The 24417-nt window shown below is 68.0% G+C and carries 24 protein-coding genes; 8 read left to right on the top strand and 16 right to left on the bottom strand.

Translation table 11 applies throughout. The annotated features are described in order from the left end of the window. The first annotated feature begins 2 nt into the window (after positions 1 to 2). Positions 3 to 572: a helix-turn-helix transcriptional regulator gene (locus tag R2K23_RS19600; protein ID WP_316511902.1), complete on the top strand. Its 570-nt coding sequence runs from the start codon at positions 3 to 5 to the stop codon at positions 570 to 572. 24 nt (positions 573 to 596) lie between these two features. Here the strand turns inward: R2K23_RS19600 and R2K23_RS19595 are convergent, their stop codons facing one another. The 4 genes from R2K23_RS19595 to R2K23_RS19580 form a co-directional block, all read right to left on the bottom strand. Next, positions 597 to 1733 (bottom strand): NAD(P)-dependent alcohol dehydrogenase, encoded by a 1137-nt coding sequence (locus R2K23_RS19595; RefSeq protein WP_316511901.1) that lies wholly within the window; start codon positions 1731 to 1733, stop codon positions 597 to 599. After that, positions 1730 to 3190 (bottom strand): aldehyde dehydrogenase family protein, encoded by a 1461-nt coding sequence (locus R2K23_RS19590; RefSeq protein WP_316511899.1) that lies wholly within the window; start codon positions 3188 to 3190, stop codon positions 1730 to 1732. Before R2K23_RS19590 ends, R2K23_RS19595 begins: the two co-directional genes overlap by 4 nt. After that, positions 3187 to 5013 carry a DUF7064 domain-containing protein gene (locus tag R2K23_RS19585; protein ID WP_316511897.1) on the bottom strand — a complete coding sequence of 609 codons (1827 nt, stop codon included), beginning with the start codon at positions 5011 to 5013 and terminating at the stop codon, positions 3187 to 3189. The genes R2K23_RS19590 and R2K23_RS19585 overlap by 4 nt, the downstream gene beginning before the upstream one ends. A gap of 304 nt (positions 5014 to 5317) precedes the next feature. After that, positions 5318 to 6136 carry an exodeoxyribonuclease III gene (locus R2K23_RS19580; RefSeq protein WP_316511895.1) on the bottom strand — a complete coding sequence of 273 codons (819 nt, stop codon included), beginning with the start codon at positions 6134 to 6136 and terminating at the stop codon, positions 5318 to 5320. A 61-nt stretch (positions 6137 to 6197) separates the two neighbouring features. Here R2K23_RS19580 and R2K23_RS19575 point away from each other — a divergent pair, with 61 nt between their 5' ends. Next, positions 6198 to 7508 (top strand): hypothetical protein, encoded by a 1311-nt coding sequence (locus R2K23_RS19575; protein ID WP_316511893.1) that lies wholly within the window; start codon positions 6198 to 6200, stop codon positions 7506 to 7508. Here the strand turns inward: R2K23_RS19575 and R2K23_RS19570 are convergent. From R2K23_RS19570 to R2K23_RS19550, 5 genes are read right to left on the bottom strand one after another with little or no spacing between them, the layout of a single operon-like run. Continuing rightward, positions 7470 to 8030, bottom strand: a complete 561-nt coding sequence (locus R2K23_RS19570; protein ID WP_316511891.1) for a hypothetical protein — start codon at positions 8028 to 8030, stop codon at positions 7470 to 7472. The two genes, R2K23_RS19575 and R2K23_RS19570, sit on opposite strands and share 39 nt — an antisense overlap. Next, the gene (locus R2K23_RS19565; protein WP_316511890.1) at positions 8027 to 8617 is read right to left on the bottom strand and encodes a hypothetical protein; all 591 of its coding nucleotides are present in this window, start codon (positions 8615 to 8617) and stop codon (positions 8027 to 8029) included. The genes R2K23_RS19570 and R2K23_RS19565 overlap by 4 nt, the downstream gene beginning before the upstream one ends. Continuing rightward, complete coding sequence (locus tag R2K23_RS19560) at positions 8614 to 9255, bottom strand: hypothetical protein (protein ID WP_316511888.1); 642 nt, start codon at positions 9253 to 9255, stop codon at positions 8614 to 8616. The genes R2K23_RS19565 and R2K23_RS19560 overlap by 4 nt, the downstream gene beginning before the upstream one ends. Before the next feature lie 3 nt (positions 9256 to 9258). Continuing rightward, entirely contained in the window at positions 9259 to 10167 is a 909-nt protein-coding gene (locus R2K23_RS19555; protein ID WP_316511887.1) for an N-acetylglutamate synthase, CG3035 family, read from the bottom strand. A 1-nt stretch (position 10168) separates the two neighbouring features. After that, positions 10169 to 10762: a peptide deformylase gene (locus R2K23_RS19550; RefSeq protein WP_316511885.1), complete on the bottom strand. Its 594-nt coding sequence runs from the start codon at positions 10760 to 10762 to the stop codon at positions 10169 to 10171. Between the two features lie 124 nt (positions 10763 to 10886). On the opposite strand from R2K23_RS19550, the gene R2K23_RS19545 reads away from it, so the two are divergent. The 5 genes from R2K23_RS19545 (at position 10887) to R2K23_RS19525 (ending at position 14288) form a co-directional block, all read left to right on the top strand. Continuing rightward, positions 10887 to 11195, top strand: coding sequence for a DUF3263 domain-containing protein (locus R2K23_RS19545; protein ID WP_316517426.1), 309 nt, complete (start codon positions 10887 to 10889; stop codon positions 11193 to 11195). Positions 11196 to 11274: 79 nt separating this feature from the next. Then, on the top strand, positions 11275 to 11757 hold the full coding sequence (locus R2K23_RS19540) for a LytR C-terminal domain-containing protein (RefSeq protein WP_316511883.1): 483 nt from the start codon (positions 11275 to 11277) through the stop codon (positions 11755 to 11757). A 10-nt stretch (positions 11758 to 11767) separates the two neighbouring features. After that, complete coding sequence (gene sodC / locus R2K23_RS19535) at positions 11768 to 12463, top strand: superoxide dismutase[Cu-Zn] (RefSeq protein WP_316511882.1); 696 nt, start codon at positions 11768 to 11770, stop codon at positions 12461 to 12463. Positions 12464 to 12499: 36 nt separating this feature from the next. Beyond that, positions 12500 to 13636 carry a glutamate--cysteine ligase gene (locus R2K23_RS19530; protein WP_316511879.1) on the top strand — a complete coding sequence of 379 codons (1137 nt, stop codon included), beginning with the start codon at positions 12500 to 12502 and terminating at the stop codon, positions 13634 to 13636. A gap of 10 nt (positions 13637 to 13646) precedes the next feature. Then, the gene (locus R2K23_RS19525) at positions 13647 to 14288 is read left to right on the top strand and encodes an LON peptidase substrate-binding domain-containing protein (RefSeq protein ID WP_316511878.1); all 642 of its coding nucleotides are present in this window, start codon (positions 13647 to 13649) and stop codon (positions 14286 to 14288) included. 2 nt (positions 14289 to 14290) lie between these two features. On the opposite strand, the gene R2K23_RS19520 is transcribed toward R2K23_RS19525, so the two are convergent. Continuing rightward, a complete protein-coding gene (locus tag R2K23_RS19520; protein WP_316511876.1) occupies positions 14291 to 16582 on the bottom strand; it encodes a winged helix-turn-helix domain-containing protein in 2292 nt (763 codons plus the stop codon). A gap of 442 nt (positions 16583 to 17024) precedes the next feature. On the opposite strand from R2K23_RS19520, the gene R2K23_RS19515 reads away from it, so the two are divergent. After that, on the top strand, positions 17025 to 18119 hold the full coding sequence (locus R2K23_RS19515) for a PAS domain-containing protein (RefSeq protein ID WP_316511874.1): 1095 nt from the start codon (positions 17025 to 17027) through the stop codon (positions 18117 to 18119). A 10-nt stretch (positions 18120 to 18129) separates the two neighbouring features. Here the strand turns inward: R2K23_RS19515 and mnhG are convergent, their stop codons facing one another. From mnhG to R2K23_RS19485, 6 genes are read right to left on the bottom strand one after another with little or no spacing between them, the layout of a single operon-like run. Further along, positions 18130 to 18480 carry a monovalent cation/H(+) antiporter subunit G gene (gene mnhG, locus R2K23_RS19510; protein WP_316511872.1) on the bottom strand — a complete coding sequence of 117 codons (351 nt, stop codon included), beginning with the start codon at positions 18478 to 18480 and terminating at the stop codon, positions 18130 to 18132. Further along, the gene (locus R2K23_RS19505) at positions 18477 to 18755 is read right to left on the bottom strand and encodes a monovalent cation/H+ antiporter complex subunit F (protein WP_316511871.1); all 279 of its coding nucleotides are present in this window, start codon (positions 18753 to 18755) and stop codon (positions 18477 to 18479) included. The genes mnhG and R2K23_RS19505 overlap by 4 nt, the downstream gene beginning before the upstream one ends. After that, complete coding sequence (locus R2K23_RS19500) at positions 18752 to 19351, bottom strand: Na+/H+ antiporter subunit E (RefSeq protein WP_316511870.1); 600 nt, start codon at positions 19349 to 19351, stop codon at positions 18752 to 18754. The genes R2K23_RS19505 and R2K23_RS19500 overlap by 4 nt, the downstream gene beginning before the upstream one ends. Continuing rightward, the gene (locus tag R2K23_RS19495) at positions 19348 to 20958 is read right to left on the bottom strand and encodes a Na+/H+ antiporter subunit D (RefSeq protein ID WP_316511869.1); all 1611 of its coding nucleotides are present in this window, start codon (positions 20956 to 20958) and stop codon (positions 19348 to 19350) included. The genes R2K23_RS19500 and R2K23_RS19495 overlap by 4 nt, the downstream gene beginning before the upstream one ends. Further along, positions 20955 to 21437: a Na(+)/H(+) antiporter subunit C gene (locus R2K23_RS19490; protein ID WP_316511867.1), complete on the bottom strand. Its 483-nt coding sequence runs from the start codon at positions 21435 to 21437 to the stop codon at positions 20955 to 20957. Before R2K23_RS19490 ends, R2K23_RS19495 begins: the two co-directional genes overlap by 4 nt. Next, complete coding sequence (locus R2K23_RS19485; protein WP_316511865.1) at positions 21434 to 24328, bottom strand: Na+/H+ antiporter subunit A; 2895 nt, start codon at positions 24326 to 24328, stop codon at positions 21434 to 21436. Before R2K23_RS19485 ends, R2K23_RS19490 begins: the two co-directional genes overlap by 4 nt. Positions 24329 to 24417: the final 89 nt, after the last annotated feature.

Below are 24417 nucleotides of genomic sequence, written 5' to 3'. Positions count from 1 at the left end.
CTATGACGCAAGAAATTAGCGGAATCGACGGCCTGGTGCGCAAACGCATCCGCGCCCTGCGGGTGGCGCAGGGCTGGTCGCTGGAGGAACTGGCCGCCCGGGCGCGGATCAGCCCGTCGTCATTGAGTCGGATCGAGACCGGCCGGCGCCGTCTGGCGCTGGATCAGCTGGTCGACCTCGCCCGGGCCCTCGACACCTCGCTCGACCAGTTGGTGCAGACGGACACCTATGACGTCGTGTCGAGTCCCATGATCGACGGCGCCCACGGCACCCTGCGGTGGTCGGTGAAGGCCGACCCCGGCCTTACCGTCATGCGTCAGCGGCTCACCGACCCCCCGCCGGACAACCCCGCGCGGATGCGCGCCCATCCCGGCCGCGAATGGTTCGTCGTCCTGTCCGGAACCGCAATCCTGCTCCTCGCGGACCGCCGGTTGCGCGTCGAAACCAACCAGGCCGCAGAGTTTCCCACGATGTTGCCGCACGCCCTCGGCGCCGAGGGTGGACCCTGCGAGATCCTGGGGATCTTCGACCGGGACGCCCACCGCGGGCATCGGACCTACGCCGACACCTAACCGAATCGCCTCAGCTCGGAGAGGTCATTCGAAGGTCAGTACGGCCTTGGTGACATCACCGCGGTGCACGGCCGCGAGGGCCTCGTTGATCTCCTCGAAGGGGAAGGTCTGGATGAACCGGGTGAAGGGAAATCGGCCTTGCTGGTACAACTCGATCATGTACGGGACGAACTCCGATGCTTTGGCGTCGCCTTCGATGACACCGACCAGGGAACGACCGAATAAGAGGTGGCCCTGATCGATGGTGATCTCGTTGGGGGTGCCCTGAAATCCGACGCTGGCGCAGACACCCGGGGACTGCAGACATTCCAGCGCGCTTCGTACCACCGCGGGCAGGCCTATGCAGTCGACGGAATACTGTGCGCCGTAACCACCGGTGAGGTCGCGCACGGCCGCGAGCACGTCCTCTTCAGCGGAGTTGACGGCATGGGTGGCACCCAGCGAGAGCGCAAGATCGAGGGGGGATTGCTGGATGTCGACGGCGACGACGGTCGCGCATTCGGCAACCTTGGCGCCCAGTATCGCGGCCAGGCCCACCGAGCCGACGCCGAAGACGACGATCGAGGACCCAGGCGCCGGCCGCAATGTGTTCAACACGGCGCCGGCCCCGGTCTGGATTCCGCACCCGAGTGGGCCGAGCAGCTCCAGGGGCAGCGACGGGTCGACCTTGACCACGTTGCGTTCGTTGGCCACGGCGTATGTCGCCCAGGATGATTGGCCGAAGAAGTGCGCTCGTAGTGGGCCGTCGGATGTGGTCAGCGGGCTCGTGCCGTCGAGCCGAAGGCCGGTGAGATTCAGGTCGACAAAGTGCCGGCAGTGCATAGGTAGCCCGCTGCCGCAGTGATCGCACTCGCCACAGTGGTTGTAGGACACCACCACGTGGTCGCCGGGCGCCACCGCGGTGACATCCGCGCCGACGGCCTCGACGACGCCGGATCCTTCATGCCCCAGCACGATTGGCGATTCTTCGTCAGTGATGGTGGCGATGACCCCGGGGTCGGTGTGGCAGATCCCGGCCCCCACCATTCGGATCCGAACCTCATCGGGTCGGACTTCCGCGATGGCGACGGTGCTCAGCTCCAGCGGCTTGGTGTGATGGTGCAGGACGGCGGCGGTCGCGGTCGACGAAGCCGGGACGTCCTGCGCAGCGGCGCTGCTCACGAGACGGAGCCCTTCTTCTTGTTGAGCGTGATCGTTTGGTGGTTCGTGTACTCGGCGAGGCCGTGCAGGGAATTCTCGGCCCCGATGCCGGACTGCTTGTGTCCGCCGAACACCTGGTGCGGCGAGTACTGGTGAACTTCGTTGAGCCACACCGTTCCCGCCTCCAGTTGCCGCCCGATGCGTTCGACGGCTTCGAGGTCTTGGCCCCAGACGGTCGCACCCAGGCCCCACACGGTGTCGTTGGCGCGAGCGATGACGTCCGCCTCGTCGTTCCAACGCAGCAGCGGAAGGATCGGGCCGAAGGGCTCCTCGGCGACGAGCCGAGAATCCTCCGGCGGATTGTCGACGATGGACACCGGGACAAACCACCCCGGAGACGTCGGGTCGATGTGGCCGCCCAGGACGAATCGATAACCGCGTGCGGCGCAGTCGTCGAAGTACTCACCGACTTTGCGGTACTGCTGTTCATTCTGGATCGGACCGAGTTGGGTGGCTTCGTCGGCGCCGTCACCGACGACAACCGTCCGCGCGTACTTCACCAGTTCATCTCGGACTGCGTCGTAGACATCGTCGTGGATGTAGACCCGCTTGGCGGCATTGCAGAACTGCGCGTTGTTCTGGAATGCCGCCCAGAAGATCTGCGGAGCAACGACTTGTGGGTCGACGTCGGGAAGCACGATGGCGGGATCGTTGCCGCCCAGTTCCAATGTGAGTCGTTTGAGGTTGCCCGCAGCAGAACGCATGACGTGTTTGCCCGTCTCGGTGCTGCCGGTGAAGGCGATCTTGGCGATCCCGTCGTGGGCGGTCATCCACTTGCCCAACTCGTCGTCTCCGCTGAGGGCGCTGAGCACGCCCGGCGGTAGGAGATCCTGCACGAGTTCGACAAGTTTCAAATCGCACAGCGGCGTGAACGGCGAGGGTTTGACGATGATGGTGTTCCCGGCGACCAGGGCGGGTGCGATCTTCCAGACTGCGAGCAGGATGGGAAAGTTCCACGGCACGATGGCTCCCACCACACCGAGTGGGGTGTGGCGGCTGATGACGCGGCGATCGGCATCGTCGACGAGAGTTTCCTCCGGCAGCGATTGCGTCGCGACCTCCCGAAACCACGCGACGGAGCCATGGACTTCCCATTCGGCCATGGCCCGGGGCTTACCTTGCTCCGCGGTCAACAGCGCAAGAAAGTCCTCGGCGTGCTGCTCGAGGCGATCGCCGATGGCCGCGACTGCGGCCTGACGCGCCGCCAGTGGCGTTTGCGACCACGCCGGGAAAGCGGCGCGGGCCGCCGCCACCGCCCGGTCCAGATCTTCCTGGGCCGCAACGGGAACCCGAGCGATGATCTGCTTGGTGGCCGGGTTGAAGACCGGCGCACTGTGTTCAGCAGAGACCTGTTGGCCCCCGATGGTCATCGTGAAGCCGGCGTCGAGCCCGACGCGGGACCGGGCATGCGTGGTCATCGAGGATCCTCCGGGCCCGTCGCCTGGTTGATGTTCCACTCGATCCAGCCGACCCCGGTGCGGCCGTCGGTGGTGCCGAATTTGGCTGCGGCCCGCACGAAATGAGTGACCCGACCATCGGGAGCGGTCAAGCGCAACGGCCCCGATGCCTGGGGGCGGACCTCGACCACAAGCTTGTGGTCGCCTTCCCCGAGCTCGAGGGTGCCCGCCGTGACCAGGCCGTCGGCGGCCAAGTCGAATGACGAAGTGCCGGTGTTCAGTTCGGTGACCTGACCGCCGCTTTGGATATAGCCGATGGCGTAGCCGGGAACGTCGGGAACGGTGACCGCATGCACGCGGGTGCCGTCCTCGAGGTGAAACGCCGTCCACATCCAGTCGTTGGCCCACCAGTCCCGCGCCCCCCCCCAGGAGTGGTCCCGTTGGCCCGGAGCCGACAGCGTGAATTCCGCATCGTCGACGGTGACGGTCCCTTCGACGCGGCAGGGGATCTCATAGCGGGTCCCCGCCCGCCACGCATAGGGAACGTCGTCGGTGTGCCACCGTAGATCCAGTTTCAACCGAACCGGTGTGCCCTCCTGAGCGCGCAGGACGTCGGCCGCATCGTCGTACCGTGCGGTGGCACCGTCGAACTGGATGCGGTACTCCTGCAACGGTTTCACGCACTCGTGGACAGCGATGTAGGAGTCGGCGGTCACAGTCTGGCGGTGCTCGGCCAGGTCGGGCAGCGGGCCCGTGTAATCGGTCACCATGACCGCGGGCCGGCCGGACTGGACCACCGCGACCGAGTAGACGCAGTGGCCCTGGTTGGGCACCCTGCCCAAGCGGACGTACACACCCGTGTCGCCGTCTTGGGTGATCGCGTCGAAGTACCAGCTTTCGTTCCAGAACGGTTCCCGGCCCGGGTCGTGCGCGCCCTCGTCCTGTGCATGCGGTTGCAGCGCGGGCAGGACGGCACCCGGTTCGGGCAGTAGCTCCAGCGAGCCGAGATCGAGGATCTGTTCGCACACCCGCCGGAACTGAGTCAGGAACATCTCGTCGCCGCGGTCGGTGCGCTCGACCACCATCGCCGGCACGATCACCATGGCGAGGAGCCAGAAGACCTGGCGGCGGTACTCCTCCCAGCATTGCTCCCAGCTGAAGTTGGACACCCCTTCGGCCAGCAGGGCGTCGTGGTAGATGCGCACCAACTCTTTCTCGTGGGCCCGGCGGTCCTCGACCTGCAGGCTGCCGCCCAGGAAGTAGGCGGCATCGATCATGGCCGGTCCCCACTGCACGACCTGCCAGTCCACGACCGCGCAGTTGTCGCCGTCGAACAACAGGTTGTCCAGTCGGAAGTCGCCGTGCACCAAGCCCAGCGGGGCTCGCCGATCGGCGGCGTGGGCGTCGGCGGCGGGCGCGTAGCGGCGGCAGACCTCGAGGTGTTCGTCGGCGAGTTGGTCACCGTAGCGGTCGGCGAACTCCGGCAGCAGTGTCCCGATCAGCTCACTGTTGATCGGGTTGGGCAGGTTCAGGAAATCCAGGGCACCCACCCCGATGTCATTGAAGACCGGGGCGTGCACCCGAGCCAGGGTGCGCATGACCGTCTTCGCCGTGGCCACGTCGCAACCGGCGATCTGATCGCCTTGCGACGCGCCGGGCACGTCGTCGAGGAGCAGGGTGAACCACCCCTGGTCTTCGTCGTACACCGCGAGGTGACAGCGCGGAATCGGACCCCCGATCCGACCGCTGAGACGTTGGTAGAACGCCACCTCCCGGAAGTAGGCGCCCATACCCACCCCGGTGCCGCGGCTGGTGTCGTCCTCGGAAGCCAGCTTGACGACCACCGTTCCCGCCGCCGTCGGTGAAGGACACCCGGAAGGTCAGGCTCATCTGCCCGGTACCGATGCGCTGCACATCGCGCACCTCAAGGCCCGGACGCCCCAGCGCCGTCGAGAGCCACTGCGTGCTGATCTGCGACGGCACCCGGATCAACAAGTCCGCCTGCCCAGATTCCGAAGTGTGATGCATGTGCACCCCTTTCCGTCGGAGTCAGTCTCGTCACCGGACACGACGGATCTCAAGTGCACAATGCCCTCGCTGCTGTCGATCTTTCAGCACTTCGCACTGGGCCGTGCTGGCTCCCGCTGGCTAGCTGGAGATCTCCACCAGCACCGGCGCATGATCGCTGGGCGCGATGCTGCCCTTCTTGCCGGGGCGGCGCTCGTCCTTGACGATCTCGGCGTGGACGACGCGCTCGGCGAATGCCGGTGAGCCCAGGATGAAGTCGATGCGCATGCCGCGGCGTTTCTGGAAGGCCAGCTGGGTGTAATCCCAATACGTGTAGACGCCCGGTCCTGGGGTGAACGGCCTTACCACGTCGGTGAATTGGGCCGCTTCGATCGCGGCGAACGCGGCGCGTTCCGGTGCGGAGACGTGCGTGCGTCCGTCGAACACCGAGATGTCCCAGACGTCGTCGTCCTGCGGCGCGATGTTCCAGTCACCGACCAGCGCGACCGGCAGGGACGGGTCGTCGGCCAGCCAGCCGGCCGCGGTATCACGGAGGGCGGCAAGCCATTCCAGCTTGTAGGCGTAGTGCGGGTCCTCCAGCGTGCGCCCGTTGGGCACATAGAGGCTCCACACCCGCACCCCGCCGCACGTCGCGCCGAGTGCACGCGCCTCCGCCGTCGCCTCGACATCGGGTTTGCCGGACCAGGTCGGTTGCCCCTCGAAGCCCACCTCGACGTTCTCCAGACCAACCCGCGAGGCGATCGCCACGCCGTTCCATTGATTGAGACCCACGTGGGCGACTTCGTAACCCAGCGCGGCGAACGGCATGGTGGGGAACTGCGCGTCCGTGCACTTGGTCTCCTGCATGGCCAGCACGTCGACGTCAGCGCGTTCCAGCCAGTCGACCACGCGGTCGACGCGGGTGCGGATGGAGTTGACGTTCCAGGTGGCCAGGCGCATGGTTCAGATCGTAGGGGGTCGGACTTCGCGCTAGAGTTCCCGCCGGAAGGGGGCTGTGCCGATGCTCACGATCGCCACGAACACGATCCGGCTGTGGTGGCAAACCTGGCCGACGCTGGTGGCGCTGTATCTGGTGGGCTGGTTGGTCCGGTACTGGGTGCTGCAGGGGGCCATCGAAGTGGGCCTGGCGCACGGCCGGATCTGGGGCAGCCTGGTGGTGGTTCTGGCCCCCATCGTGCGGTTGCTGACCTTCCTCGGCATGTTCCTGGCCATCCGCGCCGTCACGCCGGCCCTGCAGCACGTGGGCGATGACCGTCAGAACGCAAGGGGCACAACCGACATCCTGATGACGGCGATCCTGCCGTTCCTGGTCATCTACACCACGTGGAAGCTGATCTACGAGGACTACTACATCTACGTCACCACGGTCGACTTCACCACCGTGTACCAGGGGGGCGCCGCCGCCGTCCAGGAAGTCGCCTACGGCGGCATCGGCGCCGAGGTATGGGCGGTCATCGCCGTTGCGTTCGTCCTGCGCCAGTTGATCACCCGGTTCCGCGCCAAGCTGCCGCGCTGGACGATGGCGCTGGCGGTGTACTTCGAGGTGCTCTGGATCTTCCTGACCCTGCAGGCCGGGGCCGCCGCGTTGTTCGGCTCGCCGAAGTGGATCGCGGAGCGTCGGGTAATGGTGTGGATCGACGACACCAGGGCCGAGTTGTTCTCCCACTTCGTCCTTCTCGAGGACTGGTGGTCGTGGCTCGGCGCGCTCGTCGCGCTGCTGATCCCGGTGCTCGGGCTGTCGCTGGCCTGGCTGGCGATCACCGCTTCGATCTACGGCACGCCGTTCACCCCGACCTGGAGCGGGGCCCGCCGCGTGATGCTCGGTCACCGCGCCGACGTGGTCGCCGCCCACGCGTTGGAACGCAGCCGCAACGTCCTGCAGCCGCGCTGGCAACGGGTTCCCGGTGAGGTGCAGTCCCGGCTGCTCGAGTTCATTCGCGGCCAGTTCGGCCGGTTCGGCTCGATCATCGATGCGGGCCGGCTGATCCTGCACGGCGGATTGCTACCGATCGCGTTCTTCGTCTTCGCCTACATCGGGCTGTTGGTGCTTGCCCCCGGCGGTGCGTACTTCGACATCAAGGTCAACGACGGCTACCTGTTTCGCTGGGTCAGCCTGCTTTTGGGCCCGCACCCGTGGCCGTGGTGGGAAAGCTTCGACGACGCGATCCGGATCGGCATCGGTGCGCTCATCGAACCGCTGCGGATCTGTCTGGTGGCCGCCACCTACTGGTACTGCGTGGAGCAGGTGCGGGCGCAGCAGGCCGAAATGAGCTCAGCCGGTGTCGAATCGGATCACGGTCGTCAGCTCTGACGCATCGGGCATCACCCGCAGGTTCGGGTCGGCCAGCCGGCTCAACAGGAGCTCGACGGTGGTGATGTGGACATCCTTGGGCACCTGCGCGTAGGCCACCAACGGCAGCGGTTTCCGACAATCCGCGGTCAGCCCTTCGGATTGCAGCCACGAGAAAGCATTGAACGGCAGCGGCTTGGACAGCCAACGGCGGCCCTGGCCGTCGAGGAATGACATCGCGCATTTGGAGTAGGTGTCCGCCACCGAGGAGGTGGCGCCCGCGAGTTCGTGTCGCAGCACGAACAGCACGGGTCGGGTGTTCGGCGTGGTCTCTTCGTCGACGGCAGCCGGTGGTGCGATCGGGTCGAGTCGCCATTGCACGCCGTCGATCTCGATCGGCTCACCGACGGACACGGCGTGCGCGGCTTCCAGATAGCCGATGTTGCGCCACCACGCCGGATACACCACCGTCGCGCCGATGAGCGCGAGCGTCACGGCGATGACGGGAAAGGCCCAGCGGTGCCGGACCAACCAGGCTTTCATCGAGCCCCCAGCTCGTCGAGGTTCACCGCGTCGCGCACCGGCAGCGCGGCCACGTCGATCGGCAGCGAGATCTGCGAATCCAGTGGGGCGTTGAGCGGATTACCCCACTTCTCCTGCGTCTGATTGGCGACCTTGAACTCCGCTGCGGCGGGAACATCCGGCAGCTCGAAGGCGACGACACCATTCTTCGGCACCCCGATCGGCACCGGTGGGCCACGCAAACTACCGACGGTCGACTGGTAGGTGCGGCCGTCGGCGACCAATCGCACGACCGGCCGGCCGTCGTGGTCGTGCAGGGGCTCGTAGGTCAGCGTGAACACCAGCCACGCCCCGGTCGCCGGTAGGCGGGTCGGCGCGCCGGACTGCTGAAACGTCAACGCGCGCGCCAGGTCCACGCTGTGGACCGTCACCGCCAGGTCGCGACCGACCGCCCGTTCCCCAACGCGGGCGTCCACCGCGATGGGCGCCCACGTGTCCAACTTGTTGGGCATGTTCTTCCACAGCAGCATCGCCGCGCCCAGCAGCGCGACCGCCAGCAGCACCCGCGCCACCGGCGCCACGGCGCGCAGCGGCGCCGGACTCCTCACGCCGCCACCGGATTCGGCACGCTCACCTGTCCGTAGTGGTCCTCATCGGTCAGCCATTGGCGCGAGATGCGGAAGGTCGAGTAGGCGTGCGACAGGTCCCGGAGTCGGAAGGTGAGGTCGGAAACCTGTCGCAGTTCGGCGTCGGGCACCACCCAGGCCAGTTGCATCTCCTCGGTGAACCCGGGTTCGGCGATGGGGACGGACTGGTTGTGGCGCACCCGTAGCGCGCCGGCGAAGTTGTTGGGCACGTCGGCCAACACCACGGCATCGGTCACGCCGGGATCCCGGGTCGTGGTGCAGTCGCTGGCGGTACCGGTCAACAGGACTGACGTCGGCATGGGTGCCGCCTCGTCGGCGGTGTTGGTGACAGTGGCGTCGAGCACCACGAATCGGCACTCCGGGGCCAGCGTCGTCATGATCCACGGCAGCGTCGTCGTCACCTCGACCGAACGCGGCGTGATCACCAGGGCCCCGGTGTCGTAGGTGGCGCCGAGCGCGACGGGAGTGACGTGGTCGGCCTCCTCTAGGCCCCCGAACGCCGCGGTCACCGCCAGCACCGCCACCAGGCCGGTCTTGCGCCAACGCGCCAACGTCATCCGTTGCCACAGCCGCTTTGGCGGACCTGCCGGTTGGCTCATGCGCTAAATCGTAAAGCCCAGCAACGACTCGGCGTCCACATATCGGTGGCCGTGGTGCAGCCGGAAACCCAGCCCGGTGAACAACGCCACCGCCGCGGTGTTCTCGGCGGGGACCCGCACGTAGGCCCGGGTGGCCCCGCGCCCGGTGCCCCAGGCCAGCAGGGCCGAACAGAGGTCGCGCGCCTGCCCGCGCCGGCGCTGCTCGGCCGGCACCCGCAGTGCTGAGATCCCGAGCCACCCGGTGCCGTCGGGGGCGGGGGTCACCGCGCCGCGCGCCACCGCGCCCGTCTCCGAGGTGGCAAAGGTCACCTCGCCGTCGACCACCGCGGTCAACACGTCGGCGGGGACATCGCGCTGATAGCCCTGGAGCCAGGTGCCATCGGGGACATCGGCGAACCTGACCGGCACCACCCGGGGATCGATCGCGATGTCGCGCACCATCACCCGGGAGTTGTCAGTGCCGGCCGTACGGACCGGAAGCAGCCGTTCCGGCAGCGCCAGCCGGGCCGGTAGGCCGCGTTCCCGGTACCAGGCGGCGACGTCGGCCAGGGCGCCCAGGTGCGCCGAGACATCGAGGGGGACCGCGGAGTTGGCGCGGCTGGTGAACCCGTGCCCGTTGCGCAGGAACCAGCCGTGCAGCCAGTGGTGCTCGACACCGGGCCACGCCATCGCCGCGGCGTGCTCGACGGCGCGGATCTCTGAGGTGCGCACCGGAGTGTGGGAAAGCTCACGCACACTCACCACGTCGGCGAGCGCCACTTCGACGAGTTCGCCGGACTTGGTGCGTACCAGCAGGTCCGGCGCCCCACGGTCGAGGTAGCCCACCACGTCGGTCAGCGGCTTGTCCGAACCCGCGGGCAAGCGGTATCGCAGACTGACCCGGCTCCCGACCGCGGGCAACTCCACCGGCATGTCAGTGACCGAACGGGTCGGGTACCTCGCCCGGCATCCAGGACTGGCCGGGGACACCCCAACCGTTGCGCTTGACCGTCTTCTTCGCGGCGCGGGCGTGCCGGCCCACGAGCCGGTCGAGGTACAGGAAGCCGTCGAGGTGGCCGGTCTCGTGCTGCAGCATCCGCGCGAACAACCCCTCGCCCTCGAGCGTGATCGGATTGCCGTCCGCGTCCAGGCCGGTGACCCGCGCCCAGTCCGCCCGACCGGTGGGGAACGATTCGCCGGGAACCGACAGGCAGCCCTCGTCGTCGTTCTCGGGGTCGGGCATGGTCTCGGGGACCTCGGAGGTCTCGAGCACCGGGTTGACCACCACGCCGCGCCGCCGGGCGGTCTTGCCCCGCTCGTCGGCGCAGTCGTAGACGAAGACCCGTTTCGACACGCCGATCTGGTTGGCGGCCAACCCAACCCCGTTGGCGGCGTCCATGGTGTCGTACATGTCCGCAATCAGCTCGGCCAGATCTGCGGGCAGCGAACCGTCCGCGCCGACCGGGACGGGTTGGGTCGCCGTGTGAAGAACCGGATCTCCCACGATCACAATTGGTCTGACTGCCATGGACGAAAAGCTTAAGTCAGCCGACGCGCGGGGCTTGTTCCCGTGTCATCTCAAGTCGGCGTGGTTGAATGTTCCCGCAGACGAAGCGGTGGTTTTTGATTGGCGAAAGGGCCAAAAATCGATTATGGACGGCGCCATGGCAAGGGCTGAGCGGTCGGGCGATGACGCTGAGCTCACCGATGGGCTGACCCGTCGTGAGCACGACATCCTGGCTTTCGAGCGGCAGTGGTGGAAGTACGCCGGCTCGAAGGAGGACGCCATCAAGGAGCTGTTCTCGATGTCGGCCACCCGGTACTACCAGGTGCTCAACGCACTCGTGGATCGCCCCGAGGCGTTGGCGGCCGACCCGATGCTGGTGAAACGGCTGCGGCGGCTCCGGGCCAGCAGGCAGAAGGCGCGCGCCGCCCGCCGGCTGGGCTTCGAGGTCACCTGATTTCCCCGATCAGCAATTTTCCGCGGTTCGCTCCGCAGGCTCCGCGAGCCGCTACGTCGTACCGACTAGGCTGGGCCGGATGAACGAGCGCGTCCCGGACTCCTCAGGCCTACCGCTGCGCGCCATGGTGATGGTGCTGCTGTTCCTGGGAGTCATATTCCTCCTGGTGGCCTTCCAAGCGCTGGGTTCCGGCGGAGACGACGACGAGAGCCCCGCGGCCACCGTCACCACCTCGGCGACGCCCACCTCCGAAGAGGCCGCCGCGCCGGAGGAGGAAGAAGAGGCCGCGCCGCGAGCAGACGTGCGCGTCTACAACATCTCCGAGGTTGCCGGCGCGGCCGACCGCACCGCGACCCGGTTGCGTGACGAGGGGTGGACGGTCACCGAGACGGGCAACCTGACCCTGCCCAGCGTCGAGGTCACCACCGTCTACTTCGGCGATGCCGAGGGCGAGCAGGCCGCCGCCGAGGAACTGGGCCGACTGCTGGAGGCGCCGGTCGAACCGCGACTCCCCGAACTTGTGGAGCAGCCTCCGGGCGTCGTCGTGGTGGTCACAGGTTAGGCTTTGGCACATGGTCAAGCCCGTCGCAGCAGTTCTGTTTGCCGCCCCCGTTGCCCTGCTCGCCGCATGCTCGCCTCCGGGTGAGGTTCCCTCGGACGCGCCGGGCACCACACCGTCGATCTGGACGGGCTCGCCCGCGCCGTCGGGCGTCGATGAGGGCTCCGGTGAAGGGCAGGCGTCCGGCAGTGCCGACAAGCTGAGCGTGCCGATCAACGATGCGTCGGGCGCGCAGGTCGCCACCGCCACGTTCGAGTTCAGCAGCGGCTTCGCCAAGGTCACCGTCGAGACCACCGGGACCGGGAAGCTGACGCCGGGCTTCCACGGCCTGCATCTGCATTCGGTGGGCAAGTGCGAGCCCAACTCGGTGGCCCCGGACGGCGGCGCCCCCGGTGACTTCCTTTCGGCCGGTGGGCATTTCCAGGCTCCGGGCCACAGCGGGCACCCCGCCAGCGGTGACCTGACCTCGCTGCAGGTGCGTCAGGACGGATCCGCGTTGTTGGTGACCACCACCGACGCGTTCACGCAGGACGACGTGCTGGCCGGCGATCAGACGGCGATCATCATCCATGAGAAGGCCGACAACTTCGCCAACATCCCGCCGGAGCGGTACAACCAGGTCAACGGAACGCCGGGTCCGGACGAGACCACCATGGCCACCGGTGACGCCGGTAAGCGAGTGGCCTGCGGTGTCATCTCCGAGTCGTAGCGGGCACGACGTCACCGGGCGACGGTAGGGGTCCTGGTGCGGCGGGACAAGGTCGACCACCGCGACCACATCGAGTTCGCCGGCTCCTATCGGCCGACGGTGGGTGTCGAATGGGAGTTCGCGCTCGTCGACGCCGACACCCGCGACCTGAGCAACGAGGCTGCCGACGTCATCGCCGAGTTCGGCGAGAACCCGCATGTGCACAAGGAATTGCTGCGCAACACCATCGAGGTGGTCACCGGTATCTGCCGCAACACCGGCGAAGCGGTCGAGGACCTGCGCGGCACCCTGCGCTCGGTCCAGCAGGCGGTCCGATCCCGCAACATGGAGTTGTTCTGCGCGGGCACCCACCCGTTCGCGACGTGGGATTCCCAGCAGCTGACCGACGCCCCGCGCTACGCGGAGCTGATCAAGCGCACCCAGTGGTGGGGTCGGCAGATGCTGATCTGGGGTGTGCACGTGCACGTCGGGGTGTCGTCGTCGCACAAGGTGATGCCGATCATCTCCGCGCTGCTCAACCAGTATCCGCACCTGCTGGCGCTCTCGGCGTCCTCGCCGTGGTGGGCCGGCGAGGACACCGGCTATGCCAGCAACCGGTCGATGATGTTCCAGCAGCTGCCCACCGCGGGGCTGCCGTTCCAGTTCCAAACCTGGGGTGAATTCGAAGGTTTCGTCGCCGACCAGAAGAAGACCGGCATCATCGACCACATCAACGAGGTGCGCTGGGACATCCGGCCGTCGCCGCACCTGGGCACGATCGAGGTGCGGATCTTCGACGGGGTGTCCAATGTCCGCGAGCTGGCCGCACTGGTGGCGCTGACACACTGCCTGATCGTGGACCTCGACCGTCGCCTCGACAGCGGCGAAGACCTGCCCACCATGCCGCCCTGGCATGTGCAGGAGAACAAGTGGCGAGCCGCCCGTTACGGGCTGGACGCCGAGATCATCCTGGACGCGGCCAGCAACGAGCGTTTGGTGACCGACGACCTCGACGATGTGCTGACCCGGCTGCAGCCGGTCGCGCGGTCGCTGGACTGCGTCGACGAACTCGCCGGCGTGGCCGACATTCCGCGGGTGGGTGCCTCGTATCAACGCCAGCGCCGGGTGGCCGAGGAACACGACGGCGATCTGCGCGCCGTGGTGGACGCGCTGGTGGCCGAGTTGGACGAATAGGCTTGCGCTCATGACGGCTGCGCGGACCACACCGATGTTCCCCCTGCAGTCGGCGCTACTTCCCGGGGAGTCCCTGCCGCTGCGCGTCTTCGAACCGCGCTACTCGGCGCTGGTGCGCGCGTGTCTGGACACCGACGCCCCGGCCTTCGGGGTGGTACTGATCGCCCGGGGCCGTGAGGTCGGCGGCGGCGACGAGCGCCACGACGTCGGCGCGCTGGCGCGCATCGTGTCGGTCGCCGATCACGGCGGGGGTCGGTACCAGTTGAAATGCATTGTCCAGGAACGCTTTCGGGTGACCGCGTGGTTACCCGACGACCCTTACCCGCGGGCGTCCATCGAGGACTGGCCCGACGAACCCGCCGAGGTGAGCGCCGCCGAGCTCGCGGCGCTGGAGGACGCCGTCTGGGAGTTGCTGGAGTTCCTGGCCGCCGCCCGTGACATCCGGCTGACGAGCCGCGCGGAGGTGTTCGGTGTCCTGCCGGAGACGCCGGGCGATCGACTGTACGCCCTGGCGGGCTGCGTCCCGATCGGACCGGCGGACCGCTACGCGGTGCTGGCCGCGCCCGGACCGGCGCAGCGGCTCGCGGCCCTGCGGGAAGCGGTGGAGACCGTCGACGCCATGGCGCGGTTCCAGGCCTCGAGTCCGGACTGAGCTCACAGACCGGCGGTGGCCTCGGCCAGCATCTGCGGCAGCAGCCCGGTCCCGTCGACGTCCCGCAGCCGGGCCCGCGCCTCTTCGGCGAATCGGCGGGCCTCGGCTCCGCGACCCTGGTGGCGTCGCGCGTGGACGAGCTCGATCAGCAGCGGGACGACGGCGCCGGTGCCGTCGCGCCCCGGTGCACCGTTGGAGATGGCGGCGTAACCGTTCTCGGCATCGGCCGCCGCGGCGTCGTACATGCCGAGCAGACGATGCGCGCGGGCCGACGAGGTCCAGGTGTTGGCGGACTGGGGCACCCGGTTGAGTCCAGCGGTGGCCCGGATCTGGCCGGCGCGGCGGACTGCGGCCAGCGCCCCCGGAGGGTCACCCTGGGACGCCAGGACCACGGCCTTGAGCGCCCAGGCTCCGGTTGTCGCGATGGGCTGCTGAGCCCCGGCCGGACAGCTCAGGACCTGCTCGCACAGGGTCAGGACCTCCTCGGTGGGGCCGTCCACCCAGGTGCACAGCAGGGCCAGCGACGCCGCCTGCATCGGCATCCAGACGTGCTCGGGCGGGCAGAGCTGGTACCCGGTGCGCGCCCACTCCCGGGCCTGTTCGACGGCGCCGAAATGCAACAATCCGCGCACGAAGTAGACCAGCGACAGCGTGGTGGCCGACGACTTGGCCGAACTCGTCGGATGCGCCGAGAGCTTCTCGGCGTTGGCCAGCCATGCCGACATGTCGGCGGTGTCGCCGCGCAGCCCGGCGATCAGGGCCGTGGCCAGGCTCAGCGTGGTCGAGTTGGCGATCAGTTCCGGCGGCAGCTTGTCGAGCCAGCGTTCGACCATCGCGCCCTGGTTGCTGACATTGAGAAACGCCGGGTAGATGTCGCCGATCAGGCGGGCCGCGGCGTCGAACTCACCGGCCTCGATCAGGTGGTGCACGGCTTCGGGTAGCTGATCGTGTTGGCGGTACCAGTGGGCGGCCCGCTGGTGCCGGTGCATGCGGTGCTCGGTGAGGGTGGCGCGGGCCCGGACCACCGAGGCGAAGGTGTGGTGCAGCCGTTTCCAGTAGCCGGTGTCATCCAGCGGGATGATGAACAGGTTGTCCTCGAGTTCGTCGAGGAACTGCTGCGAGTCCCAGGCGCGCCGAACGTGGTCGCACAGTTCGGCGTTGAACCGCTCGAGGATCGAGATTTCCTCCAGGAACCTCAGATGGGCCGGCTCCAGCAGGGTCAGGACTTCTTCGGAAAAGTATTCGTGGGTGCGGCGATCCGGCTGGATCAGGGCCTGGAGCACCGACTCCGGCGACGCCCCGTTGCGTAATGCCATCCCCGCCAGATAGATGCCGGCCGGCCAGCCGTCGGTGCGCTCGACGATCTCGGCCACCTGGGCCGCGGTGAGGTCCACCTTCAGCCGGTTGACCAGGAGTTCGCGGGTTTCGTCCGGGTCGAACGCCAGGTCCTCGGTGTCCAGCACGGCCAGGTGCCCGCCGATGACCAGCCGAGCGGCGGCGATCGAGGGCCGGGTGCGGGAGCAGATCAACAAGCGGCAATGGCTGGGGTGCACCCGCGTGATGAACCAGTGCAGCTGCCGCATCACTTCGTCGCTGCCGATGACATGCAGGTCGTCGAGCACCACCGTCAGGCTGTGGGCCGAGGTGGACAGCTCGTCGGCGATGTCGATCAGCACCGCATCGACGTTGGCGCCGCCCACCAGCCGGCTGAGCAGGTCCGGGCCGAAGTCGGTTCGGACGGTGCGTATCCCGATCAACACGGTGGTCCAGAACCGGCCGGCGTCGTCGTCGTCGGAGTCCAGCGACACCCAGGCGCAATCGCCGGGGAGGGTCCGGACGTACTCGGCGGCCAGGGTGGACTTTCCGCTGCCGCCGGGGGCGATCAGTTGGGTGTGCGGGACGCCGTCTCCGGCCAGGGTGCCCAGCAGCCGGTTGCGCACGATGTGGTCGGGATGCAGTCCCGGGAAGCGGAACTTGGTCATCGGGTACACCGCGGAGAGGTCGATGGCGCCGCTGCGGGTGGCGGCCCGGGTGTGCTTCGCTCCCACCAATTCATCAATGGTGGTGCCGGACTCCCAGGCGTCCAGCAGGGCTCGCACGGCCGCCAACGAGAATCCCTCGGCCTGCAGGGCCTGGATGGCGGCCATCCGCTCGATGTGCATTTCCTGGTAGTAGCCGGTCCGACCCACCATCCGCGGCGGCGGCAACAGGCGACGCTCGTGGTAGGCGCGCACGTTGCGGGCCGACGTGTTCGTGATGCGGGCGAACTCGTCGATGGTCAGGTCGTCGGCCACAACAGCGTTCGCCCTTCTGTCCCGGACTGGATGAGCACAGGGTACAAGAATCATCCGCCATTAACTGATGGCTCATAGATCTGACCATTGTTCATCGGCTCCACAGGTGTCGAACTTACTGGAGCGAATAATTCGGTTCCGCGGCTCCGGTCGGGGTGAGGATCGGTGCGCAAACTCGCAAGAGTTAGCGACGAAGGGCGAGGCAAGGCGTTGGAGCTAATCTGTTACGCTCCATGACACAAAGTCAAGTTTGCTGGTCGGGCCATTCGATCCATCTTGCGACCGTCGTAGGCCGCGACTTGAAGGAGTCTGTGAAGATCCTGAGCAAATTATGGCGAAGGATTAACGGGCGCCCTCGGCAATCGGACTCTTCGCGTCGTCAGTATTTGCTACAGGGCAGTTGCGGGTGCGCCGCACTGAGGGTAAGGAGAACGACCGAGCGATGGCCACTAGAGCATCGGGTGAGCCGATCCGCGGACTGATCGTCACCGCGCTCGCCGAGTGCGACCGGCCCATGAGCACCAGCGAGCTGCGGCGCCGCCTCGCGGTCGACTTCGACGTCTACGTGTTGACCGAGACGCTCTACCGCAGCCTGTCGATCCTGCAGCGGCGCGGCGCCATCGCCAAGATCGATGGCCGGGGCCGCTGCGCGCTGTGGGTGCTGAACACCGAGGACCCGGGCGACGACGGCGTCGGAGCCGACGAACGCGTCCCCGCGGGCCGGCATTGGCCCGAGCGGGGTTGGCAGACCGGCACCGACTGTCTGAAGGTGCTGCGCACCGACGGGGTGCTGTTGCACGTGAACAACCGCGGACGGGAGGTGCTCGGACTCGACGACGACGAGGAGGAGTTCGGCATGCCCTGGCTGGACTTGCTGCCCAGCCACATCCGCAGCCAGGGGTTGCGGTCGCTGCAGCGGGCGGTCGAGGGACACCGGTCCGGATTCGCCGGAGTGACCTTCAAACCCGACGGCACGCCACAGTACTGGGACAACACCCTGATCCCGCTCGAGGGCGACGACGGGCGCATTCGGGAGATCCTGTGCATCTCCCGCGACGTCACCCCACACGTCCGGGAGGGGGGGACCGGCCCGCACCAGCCGCGGCCGCACTTCCCCGGCTCGCCGCCGCGACGCCGGCGGGGCGGCGCCGTCGCCGATCGGCTGAATCGGCTCTTCTCAGCGATCCGGGCGCCGGACGGCACCGCCTACACCAACACCGACGTGCTGCGGGCGCTCGCCGATCGCGGGGTGTACATCTCCGCGCCCTACCTGTCCCAGTTGCGACACGGCAACCGCAAACGGCCGTCGGAGGCGACGGTCGACGCGCTGGCCGACTTTTTCGGGGTGCGTCCGGTGTACTTCGCGGACACTTACGACGAGGAAGACCTGCAGTACCTGGTCCGGCTCGACTCCGACCTCCATTGGCTCGAACTGGCCCAGGACCCGGATGTGCGACGCCTGACCACCCTGATGTTGGGGCTCTCACCCGAGGCGCAACACGAGTTGGGCGACTACCTCGACCGGCTGGCGCGCTGAGCGCGCCGCGCTACCGGTCCGGCGCGGAATCCCGCTCGGTCTCGTTGCGCATCTCGTCGACGGTGAGGCGATCCTCCAGATTCTGTTCGCGATAGGCCAATTGGCCGACCCGCTGCGCGATCACCGGCGCGGTGATCACGGTGAACAGACCAGTCAGGATCAGCATGCCGATGTCCGCATTGCCCTGCAGACGCGTCGCGGCCCCGCACAGCACCAGTAACAACCCGAGCACCTGGGGCTTGGTGGCGGCGTGCATCCGCGAGAGCGTGTCGGGGAAGCGCACCACGCCGATGGCTGCTGTGAGGGCCAGCGCGGAGCCAGTGAGGATCAGGGTCCCGGCGATGACGTCGGTCAGGTTCATCGGGTGACCTCCGGCTCGTCGGTGTCCGGCACCCGGAACCGGGCGATGCTGACCGAACCGACGAAGCTGATCAGCGCCAGCGCCGCCATGCTGTAGGTGACCGTGGTGTCCAGGCTGTACGCGGCCCAGGTGCCGATCCCGCACATGGTCACCGCGATCATGGTGTCCAGCGAAACCAGCCGGTCCAGCGTGCTGGGCCCGGACAGCAGCCGGAACATCGTGACGCCCGCGGCCGCGGACAACATGATGCCGGCCAAGATCCACACGACGCTCATGGGCGCTCCACCTCCGCATCCACCTGGGCGCTATCCAGGGCGCTGCCACCGTTGGCGGCGGGCCGCCACTCCTCGTCGCGCTCGAACGCCCGGATCAGGAGCCGCTCCACCCAGGCCGCCTGCCGGTAGAACTTGCTCACCGCCTTCTCGGTGCTGGCGTCGATGACGTGGACGTAGAGCATCCGGCGTTCCTGGTCGATCTCGAGCACGATCGACCCCGGGATCACGTTCATGATGTTGACCGACAGCGCGAGCACCAGATCCGACTTGAGGTTCATGTGCGCGCGCAGCACCGCGGTGATCGGCGGACCGCTCGGCCGGATTGCCAGCCACGCGATCTGGAAACTGGACTGCACCAGCGACCAGGCGACGCGCAGGATCAGGTAGGCCAGCGAGATGGGATGGACGCGGCCCTCGACCGGGACCGGTGGCAGCGGCAGCAGCACGGTGATGACCAGGGCGATGGTCAGGCCGCTGATCACGTTGGCGGGCGTGAAGCCGCCCCATAACAGCACCCACACCAAGGTCAGCCAGATCAGCATCCAGATCCGCAGGACCAGCCAGCGTCCGGTGAACCGCTTCCCGAAGAGTTTCATGGGCGCTCACCGACCACCGACGAGATGTACTGGTTGCGGTCCAGGACCTGGTCTGCGGCGCGGTCGCTGTAGGCGATGATCGGCCCGGCGAACACGGTCAGGGCCACCCCGACGACGATCAGCGCCCCCGTCGGCAGCAGCATGCCGAGCGGCATCCGGCCGACGTCGTCGCGATCGGCGAAGACCACGTCGTCGTCCGAGTCCTCCAACAACGCCGAGGGGGAGGCCGCCGACAGCTCGCCTTCGGGCGCGTCGACCCGTTCGCGCCAGAACGCCTTGGTCCAGACCCGGGCCACCACGTAAAGCGTCAACAGGCTGGTGACCACCGAGCCGCCGACGAGCACCCAGGCCAGCACCGAGCCGACCTGCGCACCGGCCTCGAGAAGCGCCACCTTCCCGATGAAACCGGAGAACGGCGGGATGCCGCCGAGATTCAGGGCCGGGACCACGAAGACGAACGCCAGCACCGGGCTGGCCGCCGCCAGCCCGCCGATCCGGCGCAGCGTCGAGGCCCCGGCCTGCCGCTCGATCAGACCCACCACGAGGAACAGGGTGGTCTGCACGATGATGTGGTGCGCCACGTAGTAGATGGCGCCGGACATGCCGAGCTGGGTGGACAGCGCGACGCCGAAGACCATGTAGCCGATGTGGCTGACCAGGGTGAATGACAGCAGACGTTTGATGTCGTTCTGCGCGATGGCACCGAGGATGCCGACCACCATCGTCAGCAGCGCCGCGACCAGCAGGATGCCGTCCAGTTCGCCGCCCGGGAACAGCAGCGAGTGCGCGCGGATGATGGCGTAGACGCCCACCTTCGTCAGCAGGCCGGCGAACACCGCGGTCACCGGGGCCGGCGCGGTCGGGTAGGAGTCGGGCAGCCAGGCCGACAACGGGAACACTGCGGCCTTGATGCCGAACGCGACGAGCAGCACCGCGAACAGCGCGCTGCGGGTGCCGCTGCTGACGTCGTCGAGGCGCAGCGCCAGTTCGGCCATGTTCAACGTGCCGGTGGCGGCATACACCAGGGCCAGGCCGAACAGGAAGATCAGCGACGAGACCATCGAGACCATCACGTAGGTGATGCCGGCCCGCACGCGGTCCTTGCTGGCGCCGATGGTCAACAGCACGAAGCTGGCGGTCAGCAGCACCTCGAAGCCGACGAACAGGTTGAACAGGTCGCCGGCGAGGAACGCGTAGCAAACACCGGCCGACAGCACCAGATAGGTGGGCAGAAAGATCGACACCGGCTGCTGCTCGTCGCCGTCGCGGATACCCTGCCCGATGGCGTAGTAGACCACCGTCAGCAGCACGATCGTCGAGACCACCAGCATCAGCGCGGACAGGCGGTCCACCACCAGCGTGATGCCCAACGGGCCCATCCCGGGTTCGGACTCGCCCCAGCCGCCGACGTGCACCGCGATGGTGCCGTACCGGTCGGACAGATACAGCAGCGCCGCGCACACCGCGACAATGACGGCCAGCGCGAACAGCGTGAGGAACCGCTGCAGCCGCGGCCGGCGGCCGGCGATGAGCGACAACGCCGCCGACAGCAACGAGATCAGGACCGGCAGCGGGACCAGCGCCGGACCGAGGTGTTCGAGCGTCATCGCGACCCCTCTCGGCCCGGCAGGGCGTCGAGTTCGTCGGGTTCGTCGGTGTCGGGATGCGTGATGGCGGCCTCGTCGATGTCGTCGATGTCGTCGATGTCGGAGATGTCGGCGGTCTCCGCGGCCTTCGAAATGCTGGTGTCCTCGATGTCGTCGGCGACTTCTTCGGCGGTGGTCAACCGGTAGGAGCGGTAGGTCAGGGCCAGCACGAAGGCGGCCACACCCATGGTGATCACGATGGCGGTCAGGATCATCGCCTGGGCCAGCGGGTCGGCGGTGGTGGTTTCGTTGGCGCTGCTGCGCCCGTATACCGGGGGATTGCCCGAACGACCCCCGGAATACAGGATCAGCAGGTTGATGCCGTTGCTCACGAGCAGCAGCCCCAGCAACATCCGGGTCAGGTTGCGTTCCAGCAGCATGTACACGCCGCAGCTGACCAGGGCGCCGATCAGGACCAGTTGCAGGATGTAGGGCGTCATCGGCTCCCCATCCTCGGCACGTGGGACCAGCTGGAGACCTCTTCGTCGAGGCGCGCGCCGAGGCTGCGCAGCACGTCGAGGACCAGCCCCACCACGATCAGGTACACACCGAGGTCGAAGAACAGCGCGGTGACGAATTTGATGTGCCCCAGGATCGGGACGTCGAATTCGATGAGCGCCGAGGACAGCGGCGGGGCACCCAACAGCAGCGAGCCGACGGCGGTGCCGGCCGCCAGGGCCAGCCCGACGCCCAGGATCTTCCCGGCGTCCAGCGGCAGGGCCTCGCCGAGTTCGTAGCGGCCGCCGGCCAGGTAGCGCAGGACCAGCGCCAGGCCCGCGGTGAGCCCGCCGGCGAAACCACCGCCCGGGGTGTTGTGCCCGGTGAAGAAGAAGTACGCAGACAGCACCATGATCAGCGGGAAGATCAGCCGCGTCGCCACCTCGAGCACCAGGGACCGGGCCCGGGGATCGCGGTATTCGCTGCCGCGCAGCCAGGTGATGTCGCCGACGGCCGGGCTGTAGCTGGTGGCGATCATGCCGATGTCGGGCTGCCCGGCATCGGCGATGCGGGGCGCGACGCCGAAGCGCCGGTTGCGGAACACCAGGGAGGCGACGCCGGTGGCCGCCACCACCAGCACCGAGATCTCGCCGAGGGTGTCCCAGGCGCGGATGTCGACCAGGATCACGTTGACGGTGTTGCTGCCGTGGCCGCGCAGGTAGGCGGCATCGGGCAGTAGGTCGGCGATGGGCCGGCCGGAGCGCGCGGCCATGGCGAAGGCGGCCAACCCGGTGACGGTGGCGCCGACGGCGACCGCCAGCAGGGCGCGCGGTAGCCGGAACCGGCGCATCTGACCCATCTCGGCCTCGGCGGGCAGGGTCCGCAACACCAGCACGAAGACCACCAGGGTCAGCGTCTCCACCAGGAACTGGGTCAACGCCAGGTCGGGCGCGCCGTGGAAGGCGAAGATGGCGCCGCAGCCGTACCCGGTGAGGCCCACCAGCAGCACCGCGGCCAGCCGGTTGCGCAGCAGCGCCGCACCCAGGGCGCCGCCGAGCATCAGCACACCCACGATCACCTGCAGCGGCTCGTCCCAGAGCGCCAGCTCGGGCCGGTCCCGGGCACCGAGCAGCAGTACCCCGACGGGCAACAACACCAGGGTGATCAGGATGGTCGACTGGGTGGCCGGCAGCGAACCGCGCTGCGTCGAACCGGTCAGCTTGATGGACAGGAAGTCCAGGGCGCGCAGCGTGAAGTCGTAGATCCGGTCGGCGTTGCCCAGCGGCAGGTAGCCGATCCGGTTGCGGCGCAGCCGGGCGCGGTAGAAGAACGCCGCGACACCGCCGGCGAGCACCAGCACCGACAGCAGCAGCGGGAGGTTGAAGCCGTGCCACAGCGCCAGGTGGTAGTCGAGGCCGCCGGGCAGCGTGCTGGCGTACGGGGCCAGGATGCTCTCCAGAGCGGCCGGCATCAGCCCGAGGCCGAGCCCGGCCAGCGCGAGGACGGCCGGCGGCACCATGAACGCGAATTTCGGCTTGTGGATGTCGGCGACTCGGGTGCTGGGGCCGCGTAATCCCTTGCGGGCGAACGCTCCCCACAGGAACCGCAGGCTGTAGATGGTGGTGAACAGCGACCCGAGGACGACGCCGCCCAACACGTACGGCGCCCACGGACCCAGGGCGTAACTGTGCAGCAGGGTCTCGAAGGCGGCTTCCTTGCCGATGAACCCGAGGAACGGTGGCAGCGAGGCCATGCTGGCGGCGGCCAGGGTGGCGATCGCGAACAACCACGGCGCCTTGTCACCCAGCCACGCCAGTCGGCGGATGTCGCGGGTCGCGGTCGAGTGGTCGATGATGCCGACCACCATGAACAGCGCGGCCTTGAACATGGCGTGCGCGCACAGCATGGTCAGGCCGGCCAGCATCAGGTTGCCGCCACCGGCGCCGACGAGCACCGTGATCAGGCCGAGTTGGCTCACGGTGCCGAACGCCAGGATGAGCTTGAGGTCGTATTCGCGCACGGCGCGCCAACCGGCCAACAGCATGGTCAGCACGCCGAGGATCACCACCATCGGTCGCCAGGGCGCCGCGTCGGCGAAGCCGGGCGTCATCCGGGCGATCAGGTACACCCCGGCCTTCACCATGGCCGCCGCGTGCAGATACGCGCTGACGGGGGTGGGCGCGGCCATGGCGCCGGGCAGCCAGAAGTGCATCGGCACGATCGCCGATTTCGACAGCGCGCCGACCAGGACCAGGATCAGCGCGATGTCGATGACCAGGCCGCTCGGCGGATTGGCCACCAACTCCGAGAGCAGATAGGTCCCGGTGTACTCGCCCAGGATCACGATGCCGACCAGCATGGCCAGCCCGCCGAGGGTGGTCACCAGCAGCGCCTGGGTCGCGGCGCGGCGGCTGGTGGCCCGCTCGGCGTAGTGGCCCACCAGCAGGAACGACAACACCGTGGTCGTCTCCCAGAAGACGTAGAGCAGCAGCGTGTTGTCGGCGACCACCAGGCCGAACATGGAACCCGAGAACGCGACCAGTTCGGCGGCGAAGCTGGGTAGCCGGTTCTCCATCCGGCCGTCGCGGCGATGGAAGTAGCTGCCGCAATAGAAGAGCACCAGCGCGCCGATGGCCAGCACCAGCACGCTCATGATCGCGGCGAGCGTGTCGAACCTCAGGTCGATATCCATCGACAGTTCGGGGACCCACTCGATGCGCACGTGGCGCGCGCCGCTGCCCTCGTTATCGGTGGTGGGCCAGTAGGCGACCACCCAGATCAACGACAGCAACGGCACCAGGGCCAGCGGGTAAAACGCGCGGCGCCCCCACCTGTGCACCAACAGCGGCGCGACAGTGGCAGCGACCGCGTGGGCGAACAGGACGGCGAGCATGGCACTCCTACTCTCGGGGCGCTTGAGCGCGCCGGGCTCGGGGTGTCAGCCTCTGCGGGCTATGTCTTTCTCGGGAATTCTACGGTGCG

This window comes from Mycolicibacterium sp. MU0050 (assembly GCF_963378085.1).
Taxonomy (GTDB): Bacteria; Actinomycetota; Actinomycetes; order Mycobacteriales; family Mycobacteriaceae; genus Mycobacterium; species Mycobacterium wendilense.
The sequence above is the reverse complement of the archived record's forward strand: the minus strand, read 5'-3'. Positions and strand labels throughout refer to the sequence as shown.

What these genes read in the sequence shown, in the direction of transcription:
- R2K23_RS19600 (WP_316511902.1), top strand. Translation starts at nt 3, where the DNA reads ATGACGCAAGAAATTAGCGGAATCGACGGCCTGGTGCGCAAACGCATC.
- R2K23_RS19590 (WP_316511899.1), bottom strand. Translation starts at nt 3,190, where the DNA reads ATGACCACGCATGCCCGGTCCCGCGTCGGGCTCGACGCCGGCTTCACG.
- R2K23_RS19580 (WP_316511895.1), bottom strand. Translation starts at nt 6,136, where the DNA reads ATGCGCCTGGCCACCTGGAACGTCAACTCCATCCGCACCCGCGTCGAC.
- R2K23_RS19575 (WP_316511893.1), top strand. Translation starts at nt 6,198, where the DNA reads ATGCTCACGATCGCCACGAACACGATCCGGCTGTGGTGGCAAACCTGG.
- R2K23_RS19570 (WP_316511891.1), bottom strand. Translation starts at nt 8,030, where the DNA reads ATGAAAGCCTGGTTGGTCCGGCACCGCTGGGCCTTTCCCGTCATCGCC.
- R2K23_RS19560 (WP_316511888.1), bottom strand. Translation starts at nt 9,255, where the DNA reads ATGAGCCAACCGGCAGGTCCGCCAAAGCGGCTGTGGCAACGGATGACG.
- R2K23_RS19555 (WP_316511887.1), bottom strand. Translation starts at nt 10,167, where the DNA reads ATGCCGGTGGAGTTGCCCGCGGTCGGGAGCCGGGTCAGTCTGCGATAC.
- R2K23_RS19550 (WP_316511885.1), bottom strand. Translation starts at nt 10,762, where the DNA reads ATGGCAGTCAGACCAATTGTGATCGTGGGAGATCCGGTTCTTCACACG.
- R2K23_RS19545 (WP_316517426.1), top strand. Translation starts at nt 10,887, where the DNA reads ATGGACGGCGCCATGGCAAGGGCTGAGCGGTCGGGCGATGACGCTGAG.
- R2K23_RS19540 (WP_316511883.1), top strand. Translation starts at nt 11,275, where the DNA reads ATGAACGAGCGCGTCCCGGACTCCTCAGGCCTACCGCTGCGCGCCATG.
- sodC (WP_316511882.1), top strand. Translation starts at nt 11,768, where the DNA reads ATGGTCAAGCCCGTCGCAGCAGTTCTGTTTGCCGCCCCCGTTGCCCTG.
- R2K23_RS19525 (WP_316511878.1), top strand. Translation starts at nt 13,647, where the DNA reads ATGACGGCTGCGCGGACCACACCGATGTTCCCCCTGCAGTCGGCGCTA.
- R2K23_RS19515 (WP_316511874.1), top strand. Translation starts at nt 17,025, where the DNA reads ATGGCCACTAGAGCATCGGGTGAGCCGATCCGCGGACTGATCGTCACC.
- mnhG (WP_316511872.1), bottom strand. Translation starts at nt 18,480, where the DNA reads ATGAACCTGACCGACGTCATCGCCGGGACCCTGATCCTCACTGGCTCC.
- R2K23_RS19505 (WP_316511871.1), bottom strand. Translation starts at nt 18,755, where the DNA reads ATGAGCGTCGTGTGGATCTTGGCCGGCATCATGTTGTCCGCGGCCGCG.
- R2K23_RS19500 (WP_316511870.1), bottom strand. Translation starts at nt 19,351, where the DNA reads ATGAAACTCTTCGGGAAGCGGTTCACCGGACGCTGGCTGGTCCTGCGG.
- R2K23_RS19495 (WP_316511869.1), bottom strand. Translation starts at nt 20,958, where the DNA reads ATGACGCTCGAACACCTCGGTCCGGCGCTGGTCCCGCTGCCGGTCCTG.
- R2K23_RS19490 (WP_316511867.1), bottom strand. Translation starts at nt 21,437, where the DNA reads ATGACGCCCTACATCCTGCAACTGGTCCTGATCGGCGCCCTGGTCAGC.
- R2K23_RS19485 (WP_316511865.1), bottom strand. Translation starts at nt 24,328, where the DNA reads ATGCTCGCCGTCCTGTTCGCCCACGCGGTCGCTGCCACTGTCGCGCCG.